Below are 13,457 nucleotides of genomic sequence, written 5' to 3'. Positions count from 1 at the left end.
CGTAGCAGCGTTATAATTTACATTTCCAGCTTGAGAAGCTGTAATAGTTGTTGTACCTACTCCTACAATCGTAACTGTGTTTCCAGAAACAGTCGCCACAGAAGTATCAGAACTAGTATATGTAACTGTTAGTCCAGAATCAGAAGTTGCATTTAGGTTAAAATCAGCATCCCCATAGGTTACATCAGATAAACTATTGAATGTGATTATTTGATCAGCTTTGATGATTTCAAAATCATTAGAGACAAATGTGATATCATAGTTAGCATTATCTAAAGTTCCTTGATTAATAGTATAAGTACCCACATCTTCACCTGTAATTCTATCTAAGTTTCCAGTAAGTATATCGCTTCCGATTAAGCTTCCAGAAGTAATAGTATAAGCAAATGCAGGATCAGGCGTATTATATATTTTAGATTGTCCAGCATTTGTAGTAATTGTTACTGCTCTTCCGTTTACTTGTAAATCTTGAGTAACATCAGTAGCAGGTTTAAAATCTGAATCTCCAGCTTGACTAGCTGTAATAGTAGCTATTCCCGCTCCAACAATAGTTACTGTATTTCCAGAGATAGTAGCTACAGAAGTATCCGAGCTTGTATATGTAACTGTTAATCCTGAATCTGATATAGCGTTTAAATCAAAATCAGAGTCACCATAAGTAACAGTTGCTAATGCATCAAAAGTGATAGTTTGTTGAGATTTTCCAAACTCATAAGCTCCAATATCAATTGTATTGGTAGTATCTAGATTTCCATCAATGATACGATCAAAACCTCTAAGATCTTTAGTTTTTGTGTTTGCTGAATTATTTCCTGCATCTACTAAAGGAGAACTTCCTTGTAAGGTATAATCGTTAGTAGCAATATCTTTAAAAAGTACGTCAGTGATTGTTGTACCATCTATATTTCCCGTTCCTGACGGATTTTCACCTTTTAAGTAACTATATGAGGTAGATAAACTTCCTGTACCTGTGGTATTAAAATTTAAAGTATGATTTCCAGATACAAGGCTATTGGTAAATGCAATAGAAGCATTTTTCACTCCTAAAATCCCGTTTCCAGAGGCTGCCGTATTATTTACAATTGTACAATTGATAAAACTAGTTGTACCTTCTTCTATAGTTATCGTATTGGTTTGTTGTGCTTGATTTTCATAGAACAAACAGTTAATAAATTTAGTGTTTGATCCTGAAGTTTGATAAATTGTAGCACCCTCTAGACCTAAGTTATTTCTAAAAATACAATTAGTGAATGTATTGTTATTGGCATTTCTTAAATAAGCACCACCACCTCTTGTATCTTCTAAAGTATCTACATTATGATCAAATTCAGCATTAGCTTCTTCAATAATAAGTCCATCAATAGTAGTATTATCTGTATTTCTAAAATGTAATAAGGTGAACGAATTTCCAGAAATTGCCTCAGGAATACCGATATCTCCACTTAAAATTGTTGGATTAGTAATCCAGTCTCTTTCTGAAAGTTGAGTTTCAGAACCTGAAAATCCACCATAGATTTTAATATTATCAGGAATATAAAAGGTATCCAATCTGTTTTTTCCAGGAGTATAGCTTCCTTGTTGGATCCATATTTCTTCAATAGTAGAACATGTTTCCGCTAAGAAAAGTGCATTTTGTAACGAAGTAGCTTCACTCCATGAAATTCCGCTATTCGTATCTTTTCCTGTTGTACTTACATAGATAACTGTTGAAGTAATCGTACTACAATCAAAAGGTTCGTAAGCCCAAACTTCTTCTTGATGGATACCATCATCTGCATTAAAAATCAGTTTATTCCCTAAAATTGCGATATCGTCTAAAGAAGAACCTGACGGACCTTTTCTCATATCAGCGACTAATCGAGTGCCTTCAGAAGTACCATCACTTTCCCATAATTCTGAACCAAAAACTCCATCATCAGCACGAAAATATAGGCGATCTTGATGTGCTGTAACTTCTCTAACATAAGAGCCACGATTTCCTTTATGAATATCTACAGTTAGTTTAGTTCCAGCTTCTGTACCATCGCTTTCCCATAGTTCATCACCATGAATTCCGTCATTAGCTTTAAAATATAGTTTATTACGGTAAACAGCTAACCATTGTGGTGAAGACCAAGAGTTTCCTGAATAAATATCTTTGACTAATTGAGTTCCTGTCTGAGTACCATCGGTAACCCATAATTCTCCACCATGAACTCCATCATTGGCTTGGAAATAGAGTTTATTATTATATACTTTGAAATTTCTAGGAGATGAAGCTGAAGCACCTGAGTAAATATCTTTTAGTAATTGTGTACCTGCCGCTGTTCCGTCACTTACCCATAGTTCTCCACCATGAATACCATCATTTGCTTGAAAATAGAGTTTGTTATCAAACACAGCTATATCTCGAATTGAACCGTGATTGGTCCCTGGATTAATATCCTTAACCAATTGTGTACCTGCTGCTGTTCCGTCACTTACCCATAGTTCTAATCCATTAGTACTATTTTCAGCTTGAAAATAGAGCTTATCATTCCATACAACAGCGTTAGATGGATATGAACTGTCGTTTCCTGAGTTAATATCTACTGTCTGTTTTGTTCCAGTAGCTGTTCCATCGGTTTCCCATAATTCAGTTCCATTAGTTCCATCATTTCCCTGAAAGTATAACTTTCCATTCATTACTCCGAGCATTCTACTAGCTCCTCCGCGATTACCAGGGATAATATCTTTAACAATTGTTGTACCTGCTTCTGTACCATCTGTTTTCCACAATTCGAAACCATGAATATCATCTCTCGCTCTAAAGTATACGGCATTATTGTAAGTCGTAAAATATGAAGCATTAGAAGCTCCCGTTCTTTTTCCAATTGAAAAAAATTGTGAGGTACCTATTTCAGTACCATCAGTAACCCACATTTGACCATTACCTTCAGGACTAGAAGCTTTAAAAAAGATACTTCCGTTAAAGCTAAAAAACTCTCCTGGGCTTGAGCTGTTTGTACCTGGATATATATCTTTCAATACTTGAGTACCTGCTTCTGTACCATCACTGATCCATAGTTCTGTTCCATGTGTTGAATCAGAAGCGGAGAAATACAAATTATTATCAATAACAGTAAGATTGTAAGGACCAGAACTGCTATTGCCAGGTAAAATGTCTTTAACCATTGTAGTACCAGAAGGAGTACCATCACTTTTCCATAATTCAATTCCTGATGTTCCATCATCTGCACGAAAATAAAGTGTATTGTTCAGTATAGTTAACTGAGATGGATGAGAACCTCTTGTAGGATGAATGTCAACAGCCAATTTTGTTCCTGCTACTGTTCCGTCACTTTCCCATAATTCTCGCTCATAGCTTGAATTTTGTGCAGAGAAATACATTTTATTATTATAAACTACGATATCTGAAGGAGATCCTGAACGATACATATCAGGAACAATATCTACAGCAAGCTTAGTTCCTGTTTCAGTTCCATCACTTTCCCATAATTCTCCACCATGAATTCCGTCGTCGGCTGTAAAGTAGATTTTGTTATTATAAACAGTTAAGTTATTTATATAAGAACTATTTGAACCCGAAAAAATATCTTTTACCATATGTGTTCCCGCTGTAGTACCATCACTTACCCATAATTCTTTTCCATGAACACCATCATCTGCAGAGAAATAGAGTTTATTATTAAAGACTGTAATTCTAAATATTCCAGAAGAAGCTGTTCCTGGGTTCATGTCAGTTATTCTTTGTGTTCCTTCAGGAGTACCATCGGTCACCCACAATTCTCTACCATAGGCATCATGATCTGCAGAGAAATATAATTTGTTGTTAAATACAGTTAAACCATGAGGAGTAGAACTAAATCGTCCCGATTCAATATCTACAAATAATTTAGTTCCTTCAGGAGTACCATCACTTATCCAAAGCTCGTCTCCATATTCATCATCTTCAGCAGTAAAATAAAGCTGATTCTTATATGTTATAAAATTTTCAATATCTGCTCCAATACTAGATCGAATAGCATTTACATCTTTTACTAGATAAGCACGTTGGGCGTTAATTGTAGTAAAAAGAAAAAATATAAAAAGGGTAATTGTATATCTCATTGTATAGAAATGTTTAACAATAATTAGTTTGTCTATTAACTGTACAGGTAGACGATAGATTACCCTAGTTTTGAGATGAAAAAATATAATTTATAATGATTTAAGAAGTAAGGGGATCGATCAACTAAGCTATTGTAAAGAAAAAATAGACAACTATAATTGCCTTGTTTTTGAAGAAAAAAATAGATGATTATACTTATATGACAAAGAAATTACAGGTAAAAACGTAAAAGAAAGCAAAAGACAGAAATTTGGAGGTTTATTTAATGATGATTAATGTTTTTTGTTAACCTTTATTCGTTATTATTTATGTTATTTGAATAAATTAATAGATACAGTTGCTAATTCCGAGTTAGGAAATTTTCTAAAGCTATTTTGTTCAGGGGTTAAACCAATATCTTCCATAGCTTTCATGTATTCATCAATTTCTATAATGTATTGATCAGAATAACCATGGGTAGCATCATAAGCAGTAGCAGCAGTTTTTCCTAAATTTTGAGATACTAAATTGGGGGTAGAAGTATGTAACTCAATTAACAATAAGCCAAACTTATGAATAAACGGTTTCCATTTGTTAAAATGTTGTTTTAAAGATTCAATTACTAAATTATTATTAATTCTGACACCTCTATAAGCGTAAGCTCCTGTACAAGATGTAGTTTTTAATTGACCATTCAGTTTAGGTTCTTCCCATATTCTATTATGATCTAAAAAAGTCCTTACATTTAATAGATCAGATAAGTCAATACCGTATTTCTCATTTAAATCTTTAGACATGGCTTTTGGGTTACCAATATCTCCCCAAATTACTTTTGCCCAAATATCTGCTTGAACTAAATTTTTTCGAGTGATTTTTAACGCAGCTTCATTATAATCGACACCAATTAAAAATAGGGGATAGTCTTCTAAAACTTTTCCTCTTTCAGTTCGATTTTCGATAATATTGAACAAATGTTTTAGAAATGCACCATTACCACAACCTACATCTAAAATTCCTTTAGGTTGTTCTTGAATGGGTTTATTGAATAGATTAATAATGATCTCATCAATAACTTTAAAGTAAGCAGCATGAGCTCCTCCGCTTCCCCAAACATTCATTTCTCTATCTACATGAATTTCTTCGTTTCCAATACCTTCAGACCTGAAAATTGTAGGATCACCAAAAATAAATTTATCTAATTTTCTAAGTGTTGGAATATAGGAAACAGTTACTCCATAGGCACTAGCTCTTCTTGCAAAAAACAAACCTTTATCTGTAAACTCATAAGAATCTCCAATTTTTGAAAACCATCCTAAATGTGTTAGAATATCTAACAATCGACCGAAATTCTCAGGATCTTTATGAAATTCTTCAGCCTTAAATTTAGTTTGCATAAAGTATTTATGGAACATGCCTTTCATTCCTAATAACACTAAAGTAGGTCCTACTATAATTCCTTCAATATGTGTTATGATTTGTTGTAGTATTTCAGCCTCTTTTTTGTCTGTAGGAATTTCAACGCCAAAATTATTTTTAAAATTTTTAAACAAACGTTCTAACTTTAAAAAAGGCTCAACTTCAAATTTCCTAGCGCTGAATTTTTCAGAGAATTTTAATAATAATGCAGCTTCCTTGTAGAGATGAAAGTAATTAAAAGCAACTTCTGAAAGTGTATTTGTTGAAATAGAAACAGTATTAGTTTCATTAGCTACGTTATAGTCTAGCCATCCTTGAGAGGCTAATGTACGTAATGCTACATTCAAATAGCCTTCATTAGCTTTGAATTCAATAGAGATTTTGTGTAGGTCTACCGATTTCTTCTTTAGTAAATAAGAAGTGATCCCTTTTTCGTGTAATTCGTGAGCAGCAGGACAAGTTACTATTCCGTCTAAATGACGAAATAGTTTTCCTCTTAATTCCGATTTTTCTTGTTTAGAAAGCATGAATTGAAGTTGGTTTGTTTTGAATTATAAATTTAACCGATTAATTCAAATATGCTAAAAAGTTTATATTTTATTTCAGTATAATACTTTCTCTTCCAGGAATTATAACTTTCTTTTTTTCAGATTGATGATGTATTGGAATGTTGTTTATTATATTTTTGAATTGTAAGTTTTTCAGCTTTGGAAGTTCAATTTCTTTATCTTCAAAACCAGTGTTAAAAACAACCAAAATATTTTCGTTATTGCTATAACGTTGATACATTAAAATATCATTATCAGCAGTATTTATAAATTCTATATTTCCAGAAATTAATACAGGATTTTCTTTTCTGATACGAATTACCTTTTGATAAAAATTAAATACATCAGTATTCAATTTTACTTGATCTCTAGGTCTTTTCAAATGTAATGGATGTGTAGTTTCATCCTCAAAATCTAAATCAGGCCAAAGTAAGGGTTTTCTACATGATGGATCATCAGCTCCCCACATTCCCATCTCATCTCCTGCATAAATATGAGGGGCTCCTATATATGTATATTGATGCGTGAGCAATAATTTTAAAGTTTGTATGGTAGCTAGGTCTGGTTTATTGATTTTATAAGCTGGGTCTTCGTGAACTTTACATTTATACTTGTATTTATTTTTATTGAAGAGTGAAGTTAGCAGCCTTGGAGTATCAAAACCAGAAGTATAATTCATCATTGCCAGATTTGTCTCAGAATTCAACTGATTGTTGAACTTTTGTATGCTATCGATGAAAGTTGTAACTGGTATTTTATCAGGAGAAGCATTAAAAAAATGACGACTAGATCTAAACCATCTGTAATTCATTACAGCATCAAAAATATCACCCTGTAAAAAAGAAGAAGGATTTAATAATTTATCAGGCCATTCTTCCCACCAGATTTCACCTAACAAGTAAGCATCTGGATTAATACTTCTTACATGTTTTCTGTACTCTTTCCAAAATTCTAGAGGCATCTCAGCAGCTACATCTAATCGATATCCATCTACACCATCAGAAGGATCACCATCTCCATTAGGATCTAACCATTTTTTAGTGATTGCAAAAATATGATCTTTAGCCGCTTGACTAAATACGTTTCCATTAAAGACAGTTACTTTTTTTGAAAGATCTTGCTTTTGCGTTTCTTTAATCTCAGGAAGCTCATGAACGCCAGTCCAACCATGATATTTAAATTCATTTTCTGGAGTTTTAGGATCATCAAAATGATCAATCCAATACCAATCTTTGTATTTAGATTTTTCTTGATTTTTGAGAATGTCTTGCCAAGCCCAAAATGTTTTTCCTGTATGATTCCAAGAGTAATCTAAAATTACTTTAATTCCTTTTTTATGTAGCTCATCTATAACTTTCACAAAAAGTTTATCGGCTTCTGTAAATTGCCAAGTTGAAGGGTCATCAGGAATTTCCTTAGACATAGTTTCTTTATCCTTTTTAGGATTTGGACCAAAATTTCGATCAATATGACGCCAGTTTCTAGCATCGTATTTATGTAAAGAAGGTCCATCATTCAACGGTCTAAAATAAATAGCAGTAACTCCAAGGGATTCTAAGTAGTTTATTTTATCTAAAACACCTTGTAAATCTCCACCATATCTTCGTAGTTGTACTTTGTCTACAAACTTTTCTACAGTGCCTCCATAAAAGTTTTTATAGTTTTTGATATCGTCAAAATACTCATCTTCTTTATACCAATCTTGAGTCCATGGTGTAACTTTCCATCCCTTAGGAATAAAGCCAGGGTAAGAACCTTTTATATCATCTGCAGTAGGATCATTAGTTGGGTCACCATTTCTAAAACGTTCTACAGCAACTTCATACCAAACAACATCTTTTGCCCATTTAGGAGGGGCATTGAAATCCGTATGTTTTGTTTTTATTTGAGTAATTTCTTTCTTTTCTTTTTTACATTGAAGAAATAAGAAAATACTAAGTAATAAAAGTAATTTTTTCATGAAAAGTTAGTTAGAATACCGAGTACTAAAGTACTTTTTTTAGAATAAATGATGAATTAAATTTAATAAAGAAAGATTTCTTAAGTAGTCCAATAAATGAAAATTATAGACATTTAAAAAGTTAAGAAGTTTTTACTTGTTATTTTAATTTGATGTTTAATATATTGGCATTACAAAATTTCAATAAAATATGAAGGTTTTTAAAATAGTACTGATTTTTGGTTTATGTCTTTTCATACATAACTCTTGTGTTTCAAAAAAACAGGTACAACAAAAAGAAGAGGTAAAAGAAGAAAAAGTAGAAGTAGAAGTTAAAAAGAAAGCCCCGCCAATTGAACAAAAGGTAAAAAAGATAGAAAAACCTAAACCTAAGAAAGATGATGAGATAAGTTTACTTTTTATAGGAGATTTTATGGGGCACATGGATCAAATAAACGCTGCATATAATAAGAAAACTAAAACCTACGAATATGATACTTGTTTTTCTAAAATTAAACCAATTTTGAGTGATGCTGATGTTACTTTAGGAAATTTGGAAGTAACATTAGGAGTAAAGCCATATTCAGGTTATCCACAGTTCAGTTCACCTCCTTCATATGCAGCTGCAATACAAAATGCTGGTGTAGATATTTTGACGACTTCAAATAACCACTCGTGTGATAAGCGTAAAAAAGGATTGGAAAGAACCATCCATATTTTAGATTCATTACATATTGGATATACAGGAACTTTTATAAATTCTGTAGAGAAAACTAAAAACTCAGCCTATGTAATTAACAAGAATAATTTTAAAATAGCTGTGATAAGTTACACATACGGAACTAATGGAATAAAACCTACACCACCAAATGTTGTAAACTACTTGAAAAAAGAAACTATTAAAAAAGACGTAGAACTTATTAATACGACTATTAAACCAGATCAAATTATTGCTTTTGTACACTGGGGAGACCAGTATAAGGATCTACCAAATAAAAGCCAGACAGATATGTTTGTTTATTTTAAATCTTTAGGCGTAAATATTGTTATAGGAGCACATCCACATGTATTACAACCTATGAAATGGGAGAAATCAGTTAAAAAAGAAGATAAGGATAATCTTGTGGTGTATTCTTTAGGTAATTTTGTGTCACACCAAAGAACTTTTCCAAGAGATGGTGGGGCTGTTTTTAAATTAATTTTAACTAAGGATAGTACAAATACGGTAAAAATTAAAAAGGCAAATTATTTTCTTACTTGGGTATATGAACCAATTGTAAATGGAGAAAAAGAATATTATGTGCTGCCAGCAGATGCATACGCTTCAAAACCAGAGACATTCACTAAGAAGAAGGATTATGATAAAATGATGCGATTTATAACTCATGCTAGAAAATTATTAGGAGAGCACAACGAGAATATTACAGAATACAAGTAAAATTATTTCAGTAATTTATCTTATAAAGTAATAGTTTTAAAAATATATTAATTAAACTGTTTGTTTTTAACGATTGTTTTTTAAAGGTTTATATTGTTTAAAAAGTGTTAAATTATGTTAAACAATAATTGCCTAGCTGTGATAATAAATGTACAATTGTTGAAAAGAATTATTGTTTTTTCTTTAAATCATTGATTTTCAGTTATTTGTTTGTTTTTTATTTCTTCACTATTTCAATTTTTTTTTAGTTTAATTTTAAACATTGATAATTAATCTATTAGATAATTCGTTATCTTGACGGTAACTATATAAAGTTAGAAGGGCGGAGAAGAGACCATGTAAGTTAATATGATACTCTTATTTAATCCCTAAAGTAAAGAGCTCTCTTCGCTCGGTCTAACTTTAAGTCGCTTGCTTACTTAGGTTTGAATAGCAATAATCGAATAATCCCCCAGTGTTCAGCTATTTATCCAATAAGGATTAAGCCTAAATCAGCACAATTATTTTAATTGGTTTTCAGATAATTTTGAATAGAATCGTACACCGATTTATAATATTCTTGATATTCAGGGAGCAAAACATTTTCATATGTATCAACTTCTAAAAGAATATTCATATCAAAAAGTTGCAAATCATCTACTTCACTTTCTTGAATTACAAGATCATCTACAGGCACAGTTAGCTCTGAAATAAATACATGGTGGAATTCATTATCAATAATTCCATTTTTATGTTTTACCTGATGTTTTCTAGTTCCAATTTTAATAAGCTTTTCTACAGGGATATCAAAACCAATTTCTTCTTTTACTTCTCTAATAGCAGCTTCTTCTATAACCTCTCCAGCTCCAATATGTCCTGCAACAGAAATATCCCATAAACCAGGAAAAACCTTTTTGGTTAATGCTCTTTTTTGAAGTAGAATTTGGTTATCTGTGGTGTATATCCAAATATGAACAGTCGGATGAAAATATCCAAATTTATGAGCTTCAGATTTTAAACACGTTTTTCCAGTATAGTTTCCTTGTTCATCAACAATATCAATAAGTTCATCAGACATAATTACTATTAGTTTAGTTGTTTTCGATTGCTAATCTAATACAAGTTTACAATATGTGAAAATAGATGATCTTACTTCAATATAAATTAAATTTTATGTGTTTTTAGCGGTAAAAAATTAAAGAATAACTTGATTTGTTAGGAATATTCTTTTAAGTGTTAAATTTTTTTAAAATATATATAAATAGTTTTTCAATTTAAAGCTATATAAGAATTTAGAGCTATGTTAAATTTTGTTTTTTTGAAGATTAATAGCAAATAGATACTTGATATAAACTTTACAGAGATAATTAGTGTTCTAAAAAACATAGGTTGTTTTATACTTTTGATAATGTTTTCATGAAAATAATATGGAAAAGAAATATTAAACCTTTATCAATTAATAAATATTAAAAAACCTAATTAAAATCATGTTTAATGACATTCAGTTCTTTACTAGAACTAAAAAAACACTAAAACTCCTCATTTTATTTTTACTGGGATTCAATTTTATTACTTCAAATGCTCAACAGATAGATTTTGATGCAGTATATGGAAACTCAGGAGACATAAGAGAAAAAATTCAAGAAGCAATAGATAAAGCTAACGATAATGATATTATTCTATTTAAAAGTCAATATTATAATTTGGGAGGATCTAAAGCTATCTTAATTAATAAGCCTTTAACTATTGAAGGCGCTACGCCCGATAGTGGTACATTTTTTAAGAATGCTATAGGTGCTTCAGGAATTAAAACTACTTTAGGAAATACTGCTGACATACAAATTCGTTCAAATGATGTAAATTTTAAAAACATTTCTCTTGTTAGAAAAGATCAAACTGATGGACCTAATAAGTTTGATATTTTAATAGATGCGCGTCATAGTGACTATTTTGGAGATAGTCCATTTAGTAGGTACAAAGGTTTGAAATTTAATAACGTGGTATTAGCTCAAGCAGCATATTCCTTTCATGCAGGAAATGGTGTAGAGGTAGAAATGAATAATGTAACATTTATTGATTTCCGTAGAATTGGTTATTGGATAGATAGGGAAGGTAGAGTAAATAATACTGGAAAGGCAGTGTTTAACAATTGTCTTTTTAAGTTAAGAGAAGAGTCAGATACTTTTAAGCATCAATTTGATTTTAGAGCAATTTCTTTTGATGCTGGAAATACAGAATATCCAGTAGTTTTGGATTTAGATGACTCTGTTGTTAACAAATGTAGATTTGAACATACTGGCGTTGCTGTTTCTAGATGTCATAGTTTAACAGTTGAAGATTCTGAGTTTTATGATAGAGAAGGACTGGTAGATCAATTGCATTTTGAAGAATTTTCTTACAATATGAATGTATTTGATAATACGTTTGATTGTGGTGGACCTAATCCAAATTTGAGAACTAAAATTATTGTTATAGATAGAGAGTTACAACTGTGTAGAGATATTACCATAGATGGAAATACTATAAAAAATGATTATAACTTTTTCATTTCTTCGTATTCTGTAGAGAATATACGCATTACTAATAACGATTTTACTGAAGCAAATGCTGTAAATGATAATTCTATTAATTTCTCGTTTTACGAAGCGGCAGATTCAGAACCCATACCTCTTTCTTCTAGGTTTCCTTCTAAAAATGTAATTATAAAAAATAATGAAGGCTTAGGTACAGCTGCAAATAAAGGTTTGCAATTATTATATCTAAATGATGCGAGTAAGGATAATTTTGATATTACAGATTATCAAGGTCGTAGAACATTTATTCAGATTAATGAACCAACTCCAATTATAGAAGAGGGTGCATATGAAATTATCAATAAAGAAACAGGGGAGAAGTTGACAGCATCTGGAAATTCTGTAACGATGTCTATGAGTTCAGATGATACAACAAAGTGGAACGTAATTTGGAATTCTCCATATACATTTTTTATTGAAAATATAGCTACAGGAAACTTTTTAGAAACCGATTCGGGCTATACAGAGAATGATCTATTTAAAAAAGGTACTGATGGAACCAAAGCGAATGGTTCAATTATTCCATATGCTTCCAATACTTACAGTGGTACTTCTGTAAAGCCATTTTGGGCGTTTGTTCCTGTAGGTTCAGAATATGAAATTTTTGCAGGAGGTAATGAAAAACAATCTGCTTTGGCTGTAAATAACTCTAATGTAAACTTATTATATGGAAAGTTTTTTAACAAAAACAATATTAGAGAACCGATTATATTAGAAGATGATGCGAAATGGAGCTTTGTTAAAACTGCTGGACAAGGAAATACAAGTTCCCCTACTGGTAACGATTTAATTATTGAAGCAGAATCTTTTAATGAAACAGGAGGGACATTTGATGATAGCTTTGCCAATGGACCAGGATCAGGAGTTAATATTCAAGGAGGAATCATAAATTATGTAAATCGAGGAGATTGGGTGGAGTACGTAGTAAACATACCTGAAGCTGGTGTATACGAAATAGAATATGTAGTGGCTACTCCACAAATAGGTGCAACAATCGATTTTAGTGTTAGTGGTACGTTTTTTAATACTACTGAAATACCAAATACAGGAAGCTATGCTTCATATGAAACTGTAAAAGCTAGTAATACAGCTAACTTTAGCGCAGATACTCACGTTATTAGGCTTACTGCTGGAGGTCATAATTGGGCATGGAATTTAGATAAATTTAGTTTAAAAAGGATAGGTTCGTTTTTAAGTAGATCAATAAATCAAAAGGTAGATATTAAAAATGATGGTGAAGTAGGAGTATATCCAAATCCGGTACATGATTATTTACAAGTTCGAAATATTGGAGACAATCATACGATCAATGTGTTTACCATCACAGGTAGAAAGCTGAAAACAAAAAAACTGAATCAAAATCAAAATAGTATTGATATGGCTAACTTATCTGAAGGAGTTTATCTAATAGAGTTAGTAAGTAATATAGGTAGAAGTATAAAAAAAGTTCTGGTTAAACACCATTAAGAACTGTTTTGTTAATAGTAATTTTAGA

General features: G+C 31.3%; 6 protein-coding genes. 2 read left to right on the top strand and 4 right to left on the bottom strand.

From position 1 onward, the window contains the following. The 3 genes from BVC87_RS13585 to BVC87_RS13575 all read right to left on the bottom strand — a co-directional run. The coding region (locus tag BVC87_RS13585; RefSeq protein ID WP_075342931.1) for an ELWxxDGT repeat protein at positions 1 to 4,089 on the bottom strand (4,089 nt) is incomplete at its 3' end. A 312-nt stretch (positions 4,090 to 4,401) separates the two neighbouring features. Next, on the bottom strand, positions 4,402 to 6,012 hold the full coding sequence (locus BVC87_RS13580; protein ID WP_075342930.1) for a class I SAM-dependent methyltransferase: 1,611 nt from the start codon (positions 6,010 to 6,012) through the stop codon (positions 4,402 to 4,404). A 70-nt stretch (positions 6,013 to 6,082) separates the two neighbouring features. Then, a complete protein-coding gene (locus BVC87_RS13575) occupies positions 6,083 to 7,993 on the bottom strand; it encodes an alpha-amylase family glycosyl hydrolase (protein WP_083629466.1) in 1,911 nt (636 codons plus the stop codon). Between the two features lie 190 nt (positions 7,994 to 8,183). Between BVC87_RS13575 and BVC87_RS13570 the strand changes: the two genes are divergently transcribed. After that, positions 8,184 to 9,410 (top strand): CapA family protein, encoded by a 1,227-nt coding sequence (locus tag BVC87_RS13570; protein WP_083629464.1) that lies wholly within the window; start codon positions 8,184 to 8,186, stop codon positions 9,408 to 9,410. 505 nt (positions 9,411 to 9,915) lie between these two features. Here the strand turns inward: BVC87_RS13570 and BVC87_RS13565 are convergent. After that, positions 9,916 to 10,467, bottom strand: coding sequence for an NUDIX hydrolase (locus tag BVC87_RS13565; protein ID WP_075342929.1), 552 nt, complete (start codon positions 10,465 to 10,467; stop codon positions 9,916 to 9,918). A gap of 409 nt (positions 10,468 to 10,876) precedes the next feature. Between BVC87_RS13565 and BVC87_RS13560 the strand changes: the two genes are divergently transcribed. Beyond that, positions 10,877 to 13,429 carry a carbohydrate-binding protein gene (locus tag BVC87_RS13560; protein WP_075342928.1) on the top strand — a complete coding sequence of 851 codons (2,553 nt, stop codon included), beginning with the start codon at positions 10,877 to 10,879 and terminating at the stop codon, positions 13,427 to 13,429. Positions 13,430 to 13,457: the final 28 nt, after the last annotated feature.

It is taken from the genome of Tenacibaculum agarivorans, from assembly GCF_001936575.1.
Classification (GTDB): domain Bacteria; phylum Bacteroidota; class Bacteroidia; order Flavobacteriales; family Flavobacteriaceae; genus Polaribacter; species Polaribacter agarivorans.
Note: the sequence above shows the minus strand (reverse complement) of the source record. Positions and strands in the feature narration are given on the sequence as shown.